Raw genomic sequence first — 15,185 nt, 5'->3', positions numbered from 1 at the left:
TCCGGCCTAGGTCCGCCGCCATGACCCAGACCCCGACCCTTGCCCCGGCCCGCCCGGGCTGGTCCGGCCACGCGCGCGGCCTCCTCGCCCTCGCGGTGCCGCTGATCGGCTCCAACCTCGCGGGCTTCGCCATCCACCTCACCGACATCGTGCTGCTGGGCTGGTATGGCGTGACGGAACTCGCGGCGATCACGCTCGCCTCCTCGCTCTGGTACATCGTCTTCCTGATGGGCTCGGGCTTCGGCATCGCCGTGATGCCGCTCGCCGCCACCGCGCGCGAGGAGGGCGACCTGCGCGAGGTGCGCCGCGCCACCCGCATGGGGCTCTGGCTCTCGATGGGCTACGCGGCGCTGTTCCTGCCGGTGCTGCTCTGGTCCGGCCTGATCTTCAGCCACCTGGGCCAGGAGCCCGCCATCGCCGACCTCGCCGGCCGCTATCTCGGCATCGCGGGCTGGGGCCTGATCCCGACCCTGATGATCGCCGTCCTGCGCTCGTTCCTGTCGGCGCTCGAGCGGGCCGGCGTCCTGATGTGGGCCACCATCGCCGCCGCCCTGCTCAACGCCCTCTGGGGCTACGCGCTGATCTTCGGCGCCTGGGGCCTGCCCGAGTTGGGCATCGAGGGCGCGGCCTGGGCGGCGCTCGGCACGCAGACCCTCACGGCGGCGGCGCTCTGGGCCTACGCGCTGGGCTGGCTGCCCGACTACCGCCTCCTGCAACGCTGGTGGCGCCCCGACTGGGCGGCGATGGGCCGCGTCTTCCGCCTGGGCTGGCCCATCGGCGGGCAACTGCTGGCCGAGGTCGGGCTCTTCGCCGGCTCCTCCGTGATGATGGGCTGGGTGGGCGAGGTCGCCCTCGCCGCCCACGGGGTCGCCCTCCAGATGGCCTCGGCCACCTTCATGCTCCACCTTGGCCTCAGCCAGGCCGTCACCGTCCGCGCCGGGCAGGCGTTGGGCCGCTCCGACCGCGAGGGGCTGCGCCAGGGGGCGCTGGTGGCCATCGCGCTGTCGGCGGGCTTCGCGGTGCTGGCCTCCACCGGCTTCCTGCTCGCGCCGGGGCCGCTGCTGTCGCTGTTCGTCGATCCCGCCGACCCGGCGGCGGCGCAGGTGATCGCCGTGGGCGCGGGGCTCCTCGCCTTCGCGGCGCTGTTCCAGATCTTCGACGGGATGCAGGTCCTCGCCATGGGGCTCCTGCGGGGCCTCCACGACACGACGGTCCCGATGATCCTCGCCGCGCTCTCCTACTGGGCCATCGGCCTGCCGGTGGCCTATGTCCTGGGCTTCGCCCTCGGCTGGGGCGCGGCCGGCGTCTGGCTCGGCCTCGTGACCTCCCTCGTTGCGGCCTCGGCCCTCCTCATGGCACGGTTCTGGCGCCGCGCCTCGCGCCCCCTCACAGGACTGCACGCCTAGATGTTCGACTTCATCACCGCCTGGATCGAGACCGGGGGCCTCCTCGCGGTGGGTCTCCTGATGATCCTCGAAAACGTCTTCCCCCCCATCCCGTCCGAGCTGATCGTCCCGCTCGCCGGCTTCAAGGCCGCGCAGGGCGCCATCCCCCTGATCGGCCTCCTGATCGTGGCGACCCTCGGCTCCACGGTGGGCACGCTGCTCTGGTATGGCCTCGCCCGCGCCTGGGGCCGCGAAAGGTTCCTGCGCTTCCTCGACCGCCACGGCGTCTGGCTCACCATGTCGCGCCAGGAGGCCGAGAGCGCCATGGACTGGTTCCACCGCTACGGCCCCGTCGCGGTGGTCCTGGGCCGCCTCGTGCCGACGATCCGAACCCTGATCTCGGTCCCGGCGGGCCTGGCCGAGATGCCGTTCCCGTCCTTCGCGGCCTACACGGCGGCGGGCAGCTTCCTCTGGATCGCGATCCTGGCGGGGGCGGGCTACCTGCTCGAAAGCAACTACAAGGCCGTCGAGGCCTGGGTGAACCCCATCTCGACGCTCATCGTCCTGGCGATCGTCGGCCTTTACATCGTCCGCGTCGTCCGCGGGCTTCGCCGCCGCCGGTCGGGGCGCGGCTGAGGCCGATCCGGTCGCGCCTCACCCCATGGTGGCGGGGCGCGACCGAGTGGGCTGGTCGGCGGGATGCCCTGCGGCCGAACCGCGTCCATCTCGCCTTCTCCCGTTCACGCTAACGTCGGCAAAAGGTTAACGCGACTGATTCGGCGGCCGTTTCGGACCTTCGTCCCATGGTCCCCCGACCCGGATCGGCAACTCTCCGCGCGCCCGATCAGCGGAGCCCCGCGCAGAACCCCTGGATTCGCCCGCAGGCCTCGGAAAGCTGCTCGTCGCTGGTGGCATAGCTGACCCGAAAGGCCGGCGAAACGCCGAAGGCCGCCCCGAAGACCACCGCCACCCCCGCCTCGTCCAGGAGCGCCGTCGCGAAGTCCTCGTCCGTCGCGATCCGCGCGCCGCCCCGGCTGACCTTGCCGATGCAACCCGCGATGTCGGGATAGACGTAGAACGCCCCCTCCGGCACCGGGCAGCGCACCCCCTCGGCCGCGTTCAGCATCCGCACCACGAGGTCGCGCCGCCGCTGGAACAGCGCCCGATTCGGCCCCAGGAAGTCCTGCGGCCCGGTCAGCGCCTCCACGGCGGCCCATTGGCTGATCGAGCAGGGGTTCGACGTGCTCTGCGACTGGATCTTCCCCATCGCGCGAATCAGCGGCACCGGCCCGGCGGCATAGCCGATGCGCCAGCCGGTCATCGCGTAGGCCTTGCTGACCCCGTTCACCGTCAGCGTCCGGTCATAAAGCCCCGGCTCCACCTGCGCCGGCGTCGCGAACCTGAAATCGTCGAAGACCAGATGCTCGTACATGTCGTCGGCCATGACCCAGACCTGCGGGTGCCGCATCAGCACCTCCGTCAGCCCCTTGATCTCCGCCGCCGTGTAGCCCGCCCCGGTCGGGTTGGACGGCGAGTTGAAGATCAGCCACTTGGTCCGCGCCGTGATCGCCGCCTCCAGTTGCTCGGGCGTGATCTTGAACCCCGCCTCCGGCCCGGCGGCGACGAAGACCGGCACCCCCCCGGCCAGCAGCACCATGTCCGGATAGCTCACCCAATAGGGCGCGGGGACGATCACCTCGTCGCCGGGGTTCAGCGTCGCCATCAGCGCGTTGTAAAGGACCTGCTTGCCGCCCGTGCCCACCGTCACCTGGCCCGGCTGGTAGGCCAGCCCGTTCTCCCGGTCGAACTTCGCGCAGATCGCCCGCTTCAGCTCCGGGATGCCATCGACGGCGGTGTAGCGCGTCTTTCCTTCGCGGATCGCCCGGATGCCCGCCTCGCGGATGTTCTCGGGCGTCGGGAAGTCCGGCTCGCCCGCGCCCAGCCCGATCACGTCCCGCCCCATCGCCTGCAACTCCTGCGCGCGGGTGGTGACGGCGATGGTGGGCGACGGCTTGACGCGGCTCAAGGCGGTGGACAGGAAGGGCATGGCGGACTCGCGATGGGGCAGGGGACCGCGCCCGGCCTTACGCCCGCCCCGCGCCGCTCACAAGCACTTGAAGGAAGGCCCATGCCCGATTCCTCCAGGCCCGAATCGCCCGAGGCCCGGCTGGGCCGCCTCCGCACCCGCTCCATGTGGCGCGGCATCCGCGAGATGGACCTGATCCTGCGCGACTTCGCCGGGCGCGAGCTGGCGACCCTCTCCCCCGCCGACCTCGACCTCTACGAATCCCTCCTGGCCGAGAGCGACCACGACCTCCTCGCCTGGATCAGCGGCGCCGACGCCACTCCCCCGCGCTACATGGCGCTCCTCGCCCGCGTCCGCGCCGGGGCCGTGGGCCTGACCCGCCCCGACTGACCCGCCCCGACTGACCTGCCCCGACTGACCCGGCCCGACCGACCCGGCATTTCAATCAAGTTTTCAGGGACTCGCCGCGAAGAACGCTCCGGCTTTAACCGGATGTTCGCGACTGTTCCCGCATATTGGGTTCGAAATCGCTGGATCGGACCCGTGCCATGAACATTAGAACTGGTGGTGACACCCTACTCCCGGCGCGCGACGCCGCCTTCATGCGCAGCTACCTCGACGCGCTCACGCTCGTCGAGCGGCTGCACCGCCTCCTCCTCGACGTCATCAAGGACGAGTTCGAGAGGCTGCGGATCCTCGACGTGAACCCGGTGCAGGCGCTCCTGCTGTTCAACATCGGCGACAACGAGGTGACCGCCGGGGAGCTCAAGACCCGTGGCTACTACCAGGGCTCGAACGTCAGCTACAACCTCAAGAAGCTGGTGGAGCTCGGCTACATGCACCACCAGCGGAGCGAGATCGACCGCCGCTCCGTCCGCGTCCGCCTCACGGACAGGGGCCGCAAGCTGCGCGAGGTGGTGGCCCGCCTCTTCGCCACCCACGCCGAGGGGCTGATCGCCCGCGCCATCCTCGACGCGGACGCCATGGACGAGATCACGAACGCCCTCAAGCGGATGGAACGCTACTGGACCGACCAGATCCGCTACATCTACTGACCCTGCGCCCCGCCCCTCACCAGTGCCCGGTGTTGGGCATCGACGCCCAGGGCTCTTCCGGCGCCTTGCGCGCCCCCTTCTGGAGAAGCTCGACCGACACGTTGTCGGGAGAGCGGACGAACGCCATGTGCCCGTCTCGGGGCGGCCGGTTCACGGTCACGCCCGCCTCCATGAGGGTCCGGCACGTCTCGTAGATGTCGTCCACCTCGTAGGCCAGATGCCCGAAGTGGCGCGAATCCGACGGCAGCCCCGGATCGCCGTCCCAGTTCCACGTCAGCTCGACCGGGCACTCCTCCTGCCCGGGCGGCGCCAGGAACACCAGGCTGAACCGCCCCCCCTCGTTGTCGATGCGGCGGACCTCCTTCAGCCCCAGCAGCTCCCAGAAGGCCAAGCTCGTCTCCAGGTCCAGCACGCGGACCATGGTGTGCAGATAGCGGATCGTCATGCCGTCCCCCCATTTCGTCGGCCGGCAACCTAGCAGCGCCCGCGCCCTGCGCCAGCCCCGCCGCCCCCGATCCTGTCGCGGCGCGGCCACGCGCCCGCCCGACCGCGCCGCCGCGCGCCCGAACCCGTTGCCCCGCCCCCGCCCTTCGCCCCAAGACGGTCCCGAGCCTTCAGGAGGACCGCCCATGCCGCTCACCCCCGAACAGGAGGCCGAGATCGCCGACCTCCGCGCCGCCGCCCGCCCGACGCTCCGCCCCGTGTCCGAGGGGATGGAGCGGCACCTCCACCTCGTCCACCCGGTCCTCGACCACGGGCTCGTGCGCGTCGTGGACTACATGGGCGACGATTCCTCGATCGTGCAGGCCGCCCGCGTCTCCTACGGGCGCGGCACCAAGTCCGTGCAGAACGACGAAGGGCTGATCCGCTACCTCATGCGCCACTGGCACTCGACCCCCTTCGAGATGTGCGAGATCAAGCTCCACGTGAAGCTCCCCGTCTTCGTGGCCCGCCAGTGGATCCGCCACCGCACGGCCTCGGTGAACGAATACAGCGCCCGCTACTCCATCCTCGACCGCGAGTTCTACATCCCCGCCCGCGAGGCGCTGGCCGCCCAGAGCGCGGTGAACAACCAGGGCCGGGGCGACACGCTCTCGGACGACGAGGCCGCCCGCGTCCTGGGCTGGCTGCGCGAGGACGCGACCCAGGCCTACGACCATTACGAGGCGATGATCTCGCAGGAGGGCCAGCAGGGCCTCGCGCGCGAGCTCGCCCGCATGAACCTCCCCATGAACGTCTACACGCAGTGGTATTGGAAGACGAACCTCCACAACCTGTTCCACTTCCTCCGCCTCCGCGCCGACCCCCACGCCCAATACGAGATCCGCGTCTACGCCGAGGTCCTCGCCGGCATCGTCGCCGACTGGGTGCCCTTCGCCTGGACGGCCTTCGAGGACTTCCGCCTGGGGAGCGTGTCCCTCTCCGCGAAGGGCGTGGAGGTGCTCAAGCGCCGGCTGGCCGGGGAGGTGGTGACGCAGGAGACGTCCGGGATGAGCAAGGGGGAATGGCGGGAGTTCGAGGGGGTGTGGGGGTAGGTCGTGTATCTATTCTACTATGATGAAGTAAAATATGACCCCCCTGCCCAAGAAGCTTTTTGGATGGGTGGAGTCGCGGTTCGATCTGAGGATCTTTCGTCCATTGAGGCCAAAATGAATGATCTGGCCCTTAAGGTATTCAATAGGAGACTATTGGAGCATGGCACTGAATTTCATGGTCGCGATATCTTTCACGGGAAAAGTTCCTTTAAGGGCATGGACTCGCAGCTTAGGCTTGAGATATTCAAGGAGCTGTTAGCGATCTGTGCGTCTAAGGAGATCTTTCGATTTTATATAAAGATTATACCAGCCAACTTCGTTTACCCTCAGGAACCGGACGAGGTGGCGTTCATGTATCTAGTAGAGCAGATAGATAAGTTCTTAGTTCGAAGTGACAGTTTGGGTATGTTGATTGGCGATATGGATGAGCCGAAAGTTGGTCCGACAGTGGCGTCCTTGTCGCAGTACAGGGACGGTGGCACCTATTGGGCGAAAGGGACTAAGATAGACCGGCTTATTGATACAGTTCATTTTGCTCGATCGCATCATAGCCGACTGATACAGCTCGCTGATGTGTACCTTTATGCTCGTCAGTTTTATCGAGCATCTTATGATGCAGTTTGGCACCAAAAATACAATGAAGCTATTATCAACTCCGGAGTTCTAAGTGCGGCAATTTCAAAAACGTGGCCATCGGAGAGGCGCTGGTACCATCGGTAATGAGTAACGCTTTGGTAAGCAAGCGTAGGGATCGTAGCTCGCCGCGTTCCGCGGAGAACCACCCACCCTATGGCTCAAGCCCGTCGAAGCGCCCCCGTCTCGTTGAGCGGGGTTTGCTTCATGTCGTGCTGCCCTTGGGCGGGTGAACTCCGCCCGACATGGGCGATCCCGTAAGGTGCGCTTCAGCGCACCACCTCCCCGCGCCTCCCCGGTGCGCTGAAGTGCACCCTACCCAGCCTTCCCGAGCCCCCGTAGGGCGGGCTTCAGCCCGCCAGCGGCGGCTCGCGCCGGGGCAATCCCGCGGCGGGCTGAATCCCGCCCTACGCTCCCCTCGCGCCGTCCCCGTTCCCTAAAATCCCACGCAACACGCAACGCCCGATGCTGTCGGACGTCGTTAGCTCCTCGCGTGGCACAACTCCCCCCATACGCGGCCCGGAGTCCGTCATGACCTCCGCCCGCCCCACGAGGCCCGCACCCCGCGGCCTCCCCCTGCGCCGGAGGCTCACCCGCCCCCGGTCGGTCTGTTTGACAGGCGACGGGCCCGCTGGCCCCGTCTCCACCTGGGAGGCCCCCCACCGCAGGGGAGCCGCAAAGACCCAGCCGCCGGCGCGTCGTGCACGCGCCTCCCGTGGGCCGGGCAGTCAATCCGGCACCACGGCCCCCATCCCCGCCGGCGCGCGCCAGAACAGCCGCGCCGGCCGGGCATGGGACTCCCCAAGGACGCCAAAGGCCGGAGCCCTCGCCCCGGCCTCGCTCGTCCGCCCGCGCGGATCGCCTCACTGCGACTTTCGCAGGTTCCCCGCCATCTCCCGCCCATCACGGCCGCTGATGAGGTCGAACTCGATCGGCTGGTTGTCGGCGAGCCCCGTCAGACCCGACTGCTCCACCGCCGAGATGTGCACGAAGATGTCCTTGCCCCCGTTCTCGGGGGCGATGAAGCCGTAGCCTTTCGTCGTGTTGAACCACTTCACGGTGCCCTTGGGCATGGTCGGTCTCTCCATCGCGTCCTTGGCCTTGCGCCGGCCGGTCTCCTTCGACGGATTTAGGGGCAAGCGAAGGGCGGGCAACGTGTCCGCCCGCCGATTTCGCCACGCGCGAACGGAAAGGGCCCCGGGCGTCACCGCCCGGGGCCCCATCCTCGCCGGAGCCGCCGTCAGATGCGGTCGCGGTCCGTGCCCAGCGTGCCGCCGGTCAGGCCGGTCCGCTCGCCCGTGCGCTCGTCCTCGATCTCCACCTCGGTCTTGCGGACGGTGTCCTGGATCGTCTGGTGCTGGACCTCGGTCTCGGACCGCAGGCCGATCTCCTCGACCACGCGGGCCTCCTTGGCCACCACCGGCACCTCGGCCGATTCGCGCGCCTCGAGCACCTGGTCGGTCATGGCGATGTCGCCCACGCCCACCGCGCGGTCCACCGGGCGGCGCTCGATGTGGACTCGGGTGGCGCGCAGGTCCACGCCGGCCTCGACCGGCACCTCGCGAACGTAGGAGCGGACGCGGACCCGGCCCAGGTCCTGCTCGCGCTTGCCGACGGCCAGCCGCTCCTCGACGACCTTGACGGTGCCGTCCTCGTTCAGCTCGTCGTCGCGGTAGCTGCCGAACTCGCCCCCCGTCTGCCCCATGGAGCCCGACGAGGCATAGCCCGCCTGCTGGCTGCCCAGGTCGGCCTGGCTGCGCCGGCCCATGTCGGCGGCCATCTGGAGGTTCCGGTCCTGCATCCCGTCATCGTAGATGGTGCCCCGGGTGTTCAGGTCCGAGGTGCCGTCGTTGAGGCCCAGGTCGGTGCCCATCGCCGCCGCGCCCATGCCGGCCCCGGCCGCGCCCGACAGCCCCGAGGAGCCGCCCGCCATGCCGCCCGTGCCCGAGATGTCGCCGTCGCGGTAGCTCGACCCCTGGTAGCCCGACCAGCCCGAGGACCGCCATTCGGTCTCGCGGGCCGACAGGTCCACCGAGCCCTCGTCGTCCAGGATGTCCACGATGGTGTCATGGTGCGCGGCGTCGAAGCCCGTGACCGTCACCATGGTCGATCCGCGCGTCAGCCCCTCGGCGTAGGTGTAGCGGTCCTCGTCCGGGAAGAAGAAGTCGCCGAGCGAGTCCCAGAACCCCTTGTGCTGGTCGCGATAGGTGGTGTCGTCATGGCTCGTCATGGCCGTCGAGCCGCCCGAGGTCACGCGGATCTGGCTGTCGGGGATGCCGGCCGCCCGCAGGCGGGACACGGCCCGCTCGGCCTCGGCGCCGTTGTCGAACAGGGCGGTCACGATGCGCGAGCCGCCGCTCGTGGTGGTGATGTCGTCCATCATTCTCATGTCTCCTGAGTGTGCGTCTGGACTTTCGGTTGGACCGTCCAACGGGGGCAGGCGCTCCACCTCGGCCACCTGGCGGCGGATCTCCACGGGCACCTCGACCTCGCGGGACCGCGCCTGGCGGCGGATGTGGACCTCCTCGACGAGGAACAGCCGCTTCTCGACGACGAGCCGCTCCTCGTAGACGGGCAGGATGGTGAGGTCGCCCTCGCTCCGCGGCGGCTCGACGGCCTCCACGAAGCGTCCCACCGGCACGCGCTCGACCTCGACCGCGATCTCCTTCACGGTGTCGCGAAGGGTCTCGGCACGGGTCTCGGTCCGCGTGGCGACGCGGACGCCGCCCTGGTCCACCACGCGCTTGCCGAGGGTCGCCCGCTCCTCCACGCGCTGGATCACCGCGCCCTCGGGCAGCCGCAGGGGCGTGCCGGAGGGGATCGGGCCGGTCGTGTCGGACTTGGGGGGAAGTGGCATGGATGCTCGCCGTTGGCCTGCCCCGTCGGACGGGACACAGGACAAACGGCCCCCGCGCGCGGTTCGTTCCCCCGCGCGCGGATCAATTGTCGGCTTCGGCGGTCAGCCCCGCTGGTCGGGCGCCCGCGCCTCGCTGGCCAGCAGCGCGATCGCCTCGCCCAGGGCCACCACCTTCTGCCCCTCCTCGCCCAGCCGCCGCATCGACACGGTGCGCGCCTCGACCTCCTTCTGGCCGATGGCGAGGATCACGGGCACCTTGCCGACCGAATGCTCGCGGACCTTGTAGTTGATCTTCTCGTTCCGCGTGTCGGCCTCGGCCCTCAGCCCCGCCGCGACCAGCGCCTCCGTCACCTCGCGGACATAGCCGTCCGCGTCCGAGACGATGGACGCCACGACCACCTGCCGGGGCGCGAGCCAGAAGGGCAGCCGCCCCGCGTAGTTCTCGATCAGGATGCCGAGGAATCGCTCGAACGACCCCAGGATCGCGCGGTGCAGCATGACGGGCCGGTGCTTGGCCCCGTCCTCGCCCACGTATTCGGCGTCCAGCCGCACCGGCAGGTTGAAGTCCGCCTGGAACGTCCCGCACTGCCAGTCCCGCCCGATGGCGTCGGTCAGCTTGAAGTCGAGCTTCGGCCCGTAGAAGGCCCCGTCGCCCTCGGCGAGCTCGTAGGGGTAGCCCGCCTTCGCGATGGCCCCGGCCAGCGCCGCCTCGGCCTTGTCCCACACCTCGTCCGAGCCCACCCGCACCTCGGGCCGCGTGGACAGCTTGATGTCGAACCTCTCGAAGCCGAGGTCGCGATAGACCGACGACAGCAGCGCCAGGAAGGACGCGCATTCCGCCTCGATCTGGTCCTCGGTGCAGAAGATGTGGGCGTCGTCCTGCACGAAGCCGCGCACGCGCATCAGCCCGTGCATCGACCCCGACGACTCGTAGCGGTGGCACGACCCGAACTCCGCCAGCCTCAGCGGCAGGTCGCGATACGACTTGAGCCCCTGATTGTAGACCTGCACGTGGCACGGGCAGTTCATGGGCTTGAGCGCGTTGATCCGCTTCTCCTTCGCGCCCTCCTCGTCCACCTCCACGAGGAACATGTTCTCGCGGTAGGCCTCCCAGTGGCCCGACTTCTCCCACAGGATGCGGTCGAGCACCTGGGGCGTGCGGATCTCCCGGTAGCCCGCAGCGCGCTGCCGCCGCCGCATGTAGTCCTCCAGCGCGCGGTAGACGGTCCAGCCGTTCGGGTGCCAGAACACCATCCCCGGCGCCTCCTCCTGCATGTGGAAGAGCTCCATCTCGCGCCCGAGCTTGCGGTGGTCGCGCTTGGCGGCCTCCTCCAGCATCGTCAGGTGGGCCTTCAGCTCGTCGCGGTTGCGGAACGCGACGCCGGTGATCCGCTGGAGCTGCGGCCGGGTCACGTCGCCGAACCAGTAGGCGCCCGACACGCCCATGAGGCGGAAGGCGTCGCCCGGCAACTGCCCGGTGTTCTGGAGATGCGGCCCCCGGCAGAGGTCCTGCCAGTCGCCGTGCCAGTACATCCGGATCGGCTCGCCCTCGGGGATGCGGCCGATCAGCTCCACCTTGAAGGGCTCGCCCGTGCCCTCGTAATGCGCGATGGCGCGAGCACGGTCCCAGACCTCGGTCCGCACGGGGTCGCGCAGCCCGATGATGCGCCGCATCTCGGCCTCGATGGCCCCCAGGTCCTCGGGCGTGAAGGGCTCGCTGCGGTCGAAGTCGTAGAACCAGCCCGTCTCGGTCACCGGCCCGATCGTCACCTTCACGTCCGGCCAGAGCGCCTGCACCGCCCGCGCCATGACGTGCGCGAGGTCGTGGCGGATCAGCTCCAGCCCCTCGGGGTCCTTGAGCGTCCTGATCGCCAGAGCGCCGTCCCGCTCGATGGGCCACGCCAGATCCCAGTGCCGCCCGTCGAGCGTGGCGGACACGGCGGCCTTGGCCAGCGACGGCGCGATGGACTGCGCCACCTGCGCGGCCGTCACGCCAGCGTCGTAGGAACGGGACTGCCCGTCGGGGAATGTCAGGGAGATGGAGGTCATGGCCTCTCCTCGTCGGTTCGGCGCCCACGATTGCGCCCGGTTGCGGGTGGGCGGGGTTCTGCCGACGGCTTGCAAGGCCGTCAAGGCCCGCGCACCATGACGGGCACGAGCGAAGCGGGAGACGACACATGGACACCATCGCCACGCCCCAGGGCCGACGCCTCGCGGTGATGCGGCAGGCGGGGCAGGGCCCCCACGTGGTCTTCCTCGGCGGCTTCCGCTCCGACATGACGGGCACCAAGGCGGCGTGGCTCGCCGACTGGGCCGAGGCCAGGGGCCGCGCCTTCCTCCGCTTCGACTACTCCGGCCACGGCCAGAGCGAGGGCGCCTTCGAGGACGGCACCATCGGCCAGTGGCTGGAGGACGCCGAGGCCGTGCTCGACCTCGCGCCCGGCCGGGCGATCCTGGTGGGCTCCTCCATGGGCGGCTGGATCTCGCTCCTCATCGCGCGCCGCGCGCCCCATCGCGTCGCCGGCCTCGTCACGGTCGCCGCCGCGCCCGACTTCACCGAGGACTCCTACTGGGACGGAGCCTCCGAGGAGCAGAAGGCCCGACTGATGGCCGAGGGCGTGATCCACGTCCCGTCCGACTACGGCGCGCCCTATCCGATCACCCGCCGCCTGATCGAGGACGGGCGCGACCACCTCCTGCTCCGCGAGCCGCTGCACCTGCCCATGCCGACCCGGATGCTCCAGGGCTCCGCCGACGCCGACGTGCCGCCCGCCACAGCCTACCGCCTGCTCGACCACGCCACCGGGCCGAACCTCCGCCTGACCGTGGTCAAGGACGCCGACCACCGCTTCTCCTCGCCGCGCTGCCTCAAGCTCATCGCGCAGGCGATCGGCGAAGTCTCCGATTGAGCGGCAGGCGGCGACGGTTCCGATGACGCCGGCTCATTGGGCATGATAGGCAAACATCCGCCTACAAATACCAAATTGCCGCCTTACTTTCGCCGCTTTGCAGCGAACGGCTTTCCAGCCTTCCTCATCTGCCGTTAACTACGTTCAGCCGCATCTCTGCCGGGCTGGACGCACCGCGACCACGCCCCGGCCTCCCTCGATGCCGACAGCAAGCCGGGTCCAATGGTGATGAGCGAAACTGTGATGAACAAGGTGATGCTCACCGGCGCCTCGCCCGCGACGGTAAGGTTCCCGGCCTGGCCTGCGCAGGATCGGCCGGGCGACGCGACGGCGCTCGGGACGCCGCTCTCGATCCGCACCCTGCTGACGCTGCCCTACACCGGGCAGGGGGTGAGCTACTGCTGCGACCAGGTCCTCTGCGCGACTTCCAGCGAGGCGGATCGCGCCGACCTGATCGTGCCCTACACCAAGGGCCGCCAGCCCGGGGTGGAGTTCCGGTCGCTGCTCTCGACCCGCCTGGGCACGCTCGCCAACCGCGTGGCGCCCGCCCGCACCCGTCGCATGGCCGAGCTGGCCTTCCTCCGCAGCCTGCCCGCCCGGTCCCCCGGCACCGTCGCCTACATCTGGAGCGAGACCTCCCCTGCCTTTGGCCGCGAGCTGCGGTCCCGCGGCGTCACGGTGGTCCGCGAGAAGGTGAACTGCGGCAAGGCCTTGGCCAAGCGCGTGCTCGACGATGCCTACCACCGCCTGGACCTGTCGCCCCACCATCGCATCACCGAAGCGGACATCCAGGAGGAGCGCGAGCGGCTGGCCCTGTCGGATGCGGTCTTCTGCCCAAGCGGCGAGGTCGAATCCTCGCTCCGCGAGCTAGATCTACCTGGCACGCAACTCCTGTCCGCGAGCTACGGCTTCGACCCCGCGCGCCTCGTGCCCAGGAACGGTCCCCTGCTGAAGCCCTCCGAGGATGGCCCGACCTTCCTCTTCGTGGGCTCGATCTGCGTCCGCAAGGGCGCGCATCTCCTGCTCCGGGCTTGGGCGCGCAGCGGCGTCAAGGGCCGCCTGGTCCTCGCCGGCGGCATCGAGGACGTGATCGAGACCCTTTGCGCCACCGAGCTCGCCCGCCCCGACGTGCTGCGCCTGCCCTTCGTGCAGGACGTGGGCGGCCTCTACGCCAGCGCCGACGCCTTCGTGTTCCCCTCGCTGGAGGAGGGGAACCCCCTCGTCACCAATGAGGCCGCGCATTGCGGGCTTCCGATGATCGTCTCGCCCATGGGAGCGGGCCGCGTGGTGCGGAACGGGATCGACGGATTCATCCTCGATCCCTACGACGCCGACGGCTGGGTCGAGGCGCTCCGCACGATCGCAGCCAGCCCCGGCCTGCGCGAGCGGATGGGCGGGAGCGTCCGGGAACGGTCGCGCGACTTCACCTGGTCCCGCGTGGGCGAGGTCCGGCGCGGGCTGCTCCAGGACCTCGTCGCCGGCTGATCCTCAGTCGCCGCCCTGCGCGGCGACGTGAGGCAGGACGGCCACGGGACGCGACCGGCGCTGCGCGTGGCCGCCGTTGGCGTCCATGAACTTGAGCACCAGCGGCCGGATGTTGTCGCGCCAGCTCTTGCCGGCGAAGATGCCGTAGTGCCCGGCGCCGGGCTCCAGGTGCGCCGCCTTCTTGCCGCCGGGCAGGCCAGTCAGCAGGTCCAGCGCCGCGAGGCATTGCCCGGGCGCCGAGATGTCGTCCTTCTCGCCCTCGACGACCATGACCGCGACGGTGCTGATCCGGCCGATATCCACCGGGCGTCCCGCCACCTCGAAGGCGTTGCGCGCGATCTCGCGGCCCTTGAAGATCCGTTCCACGGTCGAAAGGTAGAACTCGGCCGTCATGTCCATCACGGCGAGGTATTCGTCGTAGAAGGCGTTGTGCTTGTCGTGGTCGGCGACCTGCCCCTTGGCGGCGCGGAAGATCTGGTCCACGAAGCTCTGGGTGTGGGTCTCGGCGTTCATCGACATGAAGGACGCGAGTTGCAGCAGCCCCGGATAGACCATCCGGCCCACGCCCCGGTACTTGAAGCCCACCTGCTGGATCACCGTCTGCTCCAGCACGCCCATGGTGGTCCGGCGGCCGAAGTCGGTCACGTCCGTGGCGTTGGCGTCCGGGTCGATCGGCCCGCCGATCAGGATGAGCGAGCGCGGCTGCGCCTCGGGCGCCTCCTCGGCCAGGATCGCCGTCGCCGCCAGCACCAGCGGCGCGGGCTGGCAGATCGCCATCACGTGCAGGTCGGCGCCCAGGTGGCGCATGAACTCGGTGACGTAGAGCGTGTAGTCCTCCACGTCGAACTTGCCCTCGCTCACCGGGATGTCGCGGGCGTTGTGCCAGTCGGTGATGAACACCTCGCAGTCGGGCAGGAGCGAGATCACCGTCTTGCGGAGCAGCGTGGCGTAGTGGCCCGACATCGGCGCCACCAGCAGGACCCGCCGCTCGCGCGGGAAGCGGCCGGGCACGCGGAAGTGCACGAGGTCGCCGAAGGGCTTGGCGATCACCGTCTCCAGCCGCACGGTGTGGTCCCGCCCGTCGTCGCCCTTGACGGCCGAGATGCCCCAGTCGGGCTTGACCACCATGCGGGCGAAGGTCCGCTCCGTCACCTCGCCCCAGGCCTTGATCCATTCGACCAGTGGGTTGCCGGTGGCCGCCATCGCCGGATAGGCGCCGATGGCGCGGGCGGTCGCCCCTAGCCATTGGTTGGTGTTGCGCGCGCTTTCCATGAGGTCGTAGGTCAACATATACTTCAAG

14 protein-coding genes are annotated in these 15,185 nt (G+C 69.5%); 8 read left to right on the top strand and 6 right to left on the bottom strand.

Annotated features, from left to right (window positions below):
• The first annotated feature begins 20 nt into the window (after positions 1–20).
• Both J2Z33_RS02990 and J2Z33_RS02985 read left to right on the top strand, forming a co-directional pair.
• Positions 21–1,406 carry an MATE family efflux transporter gene (locus J2Z33_RS02990; protein WP_209837757.1) on the top strand — a complete coding sequence of 462 codons (1,386 nt, stop codon included), beginning with the start codon at positions 21–23 and terminating at the stop codon, positions 1,404–1,406.
• Positions 1,407–2,021 carry a DedA family protein gene (locus J2Z33_RS02985; protein WP_209837755.1) on the top strand — a complete coding sequence of 205 codons (615 nt, stop codon included), beginning with the start codon at positions 1,407–1,409 and terminating at the stop codon, positions 2,019–2,021. It begins immediately after the preceding gene.
• A 208-nt stretch (positions 2,022–2,229) separates the two neighbouring features.
• On the opposite strand, the gene J2Z33_RS02980 is transcribed toward J2Z33_RS02985, so the two are convergent.
• On the bottom strand, positions 2,230–3,432 hold the full coding sequence (locus J2Z33_RS02980) for a pyridoxal phosphate-dependent aminotransferase (protein WP_209837754.1): 1,203 nt from the start codon (positions 3,430–3,432) through the stop codon (positions 2,230–2,232).
• A gap of 81 nt (positions 3,433–3,513) precedes the next feature.
• Between J2Z33_RS02980 and J2Z33_RS02975 the strand changes: the two genes are divergently transcribed.
• Together J2Z33_RS02975 and J2Z33_RS02970 are read left to right on the top strand one after the other, a co-directional pair.
• Positions 3,514–3,801, top strand: coding sequence for a succinate dehydrogenase assembly factor 2 (locus tag J2Z33_RS02975; protein WP_209837752.1), 288 nt, complete (start codon positions 3,514–3,516; stop codon positions 3,799–3,801).
• A gap of 158 nt (positions 3,802–3,959) precedes the next feature.
• On the top strand, positions 3,960–4,466 hold the full coding sequence (locus J2Z33_RS02970; protein WP_377109630.1) for a MarR family winged helix-turn-helix transcriptional regulator: 507 nt from the start codon (positions 3,960–3,962) through the stop codon (positions 4,464–4,466).
• A 16-nt stretch (positions 4,467–4,482) separates the two neighbouring features.
• On the opposite strand, the gene J2Z33_RS02965 is transcribed toward J2Z33_RS02970, so the two are convergent.
• The gene (locus tag J2Z33_RS02965) at positions 4,483–4,911 is read right to left on the bottom strand and encodes a VOC family protein (protein ID WP_209837748.1); all 429 of its coding nucleotides are present in this window, start codon (positions 4,909–4,911) and stop codon (positions 4,483–4,485) included.
• 184 nt (positions 4,912–5,095) lie between these two features.
• Here J2Z33_RS02965 and thyX point away from each other — a divergent pair, with 184 nt between their 5' ends.
• Positions 5,096–6,001 (top strand): FAD-dependent thymidylate synthase, encoded by a 906-nt coding sequence (gene thyX, locus J2Z33_RS02960; RefSeq protein WP_209837746.1) that lies wholly within the window; start codon positions 5,096–5,098, stop codon positions 5,999–6,001.
• 3 nt (positions 6,002–6,004) lie between these two features.
• Positions 6,005–6,721, top strand: coding sequence for a DUF3800 domain-containing protein (locus tag J2Z33_RS02955; protein ID WP_209837745.1), 717 nt, complete (start codon positions 6,005–6,007; stop codon positions 6,719–6,721).
• 776 nt (positions 6,722–7,497) lie between these two features.
• Here J2Z33_RS02955 and J2Z33_RS02950 read toward each other — a convergent pair.
• The 3 genes from J2Z33_RS02950 to thrS all read right to left on the bottom strand — a co-directional run bounded on the left by J2Z33_RS02950 (position 7,498) and on the right by thrS (position 11,540).
• Positions 7,498–7,707: a cold-shock protein gene (locus J2Z33_RS02950; RefSeq protein ID WP_209837743.1), complete on the bottom strand. Its 210-nt coding sequence runs from the start codon at positions 7,705–7,707 to the stop codon at positions 7,498–7,500.
• Between the two features lie 167 nt (positions 7,708–7,874).
• A complete protein-coding gene (locus J2Z33_RS02945) occupies positions 7,875–9,491 on the bottom strand; it encodes a DUF2382 domain-containing protein (protein WP_209837741.1) in 1,617 nt (538 codons plus the stop codon).
• A 102-nt stretch (positions 9,492–9,593) separates the two neighbouring features.
• Positions 9,594–11,540: a threonine--tRNA ligase gene (gene thrS, locus J2Z33_RS02940; RefSeq protein ID WP_209837738.1), complete on the bottom strand. Its 1,947-nt coding sequence runs from the start codon at positions 11,538–11,540 to the stop codon at positions 9,594–9,596.
• 128 nt (positions 11,541–11,668) lie between these two features.
• On the opposite strand from thrS, the gene J2Z33_RS02935 reads away from it, so the two are divergent.
• Complete coding sequence (locus J2Z33_RS02935; RefSeq protein ID WP_209837736.1) at positions 11,669–12,400, top strand: alpha/beta hydrolase; 732 nt, start codon at positions 11,669–11,671, stop codon at positions 12,398–12,400.
• A 228-nt stretch (positions 12,401–12,628) separates the two neighbouring features.
• Positions 12,629–13,885 carry a glycosyltransferase family 4 protein gene (locus tag J2Z33_RS02930; RefSeq protein WP_209837734.1) on the top strand — a complete coding sequence of 419 codons (1,257 nt, stop codon included), beginning with the start codon at positions 12,629–12,631 and terminating at the stop codon, positions 13,883–13,885.
• Between the two features lie 3 nt (positions 13,886–13,888).
• Here the strand turns inward: J2Z33_RS02930 and phaZ are convergent, their stop codons facing one another.
• A complete protein-coding gene (gene phaZ, locus J2Z33_RS02925; protein ID WP_209837731.1) occupies positions 13,889–15,184 on the bottom strand; it encodes a polyhydroxyalkanoate depolymerase in 1,296 nt (431 codons plus the stop codon).
• Position 15,185 lies beyond the last annotated feature (1 nt).

Origin of the sequence: Rubellimicrobium aerolatum (assembly GCF_017872975.1) — a bacterium.
In the GTDB taxonomy this organism is placed as follows: domain Bacteria; phylum Pseudomonadota; class Alphaproteobacteria; order Rhodobacterales; family Rhodobacteraceae; genus Rubellimicrobium; species Rubellimicrobium aerolatum.
This window is presented reverse-complemented; position numbering and strand designations above follow the sequence as displayed.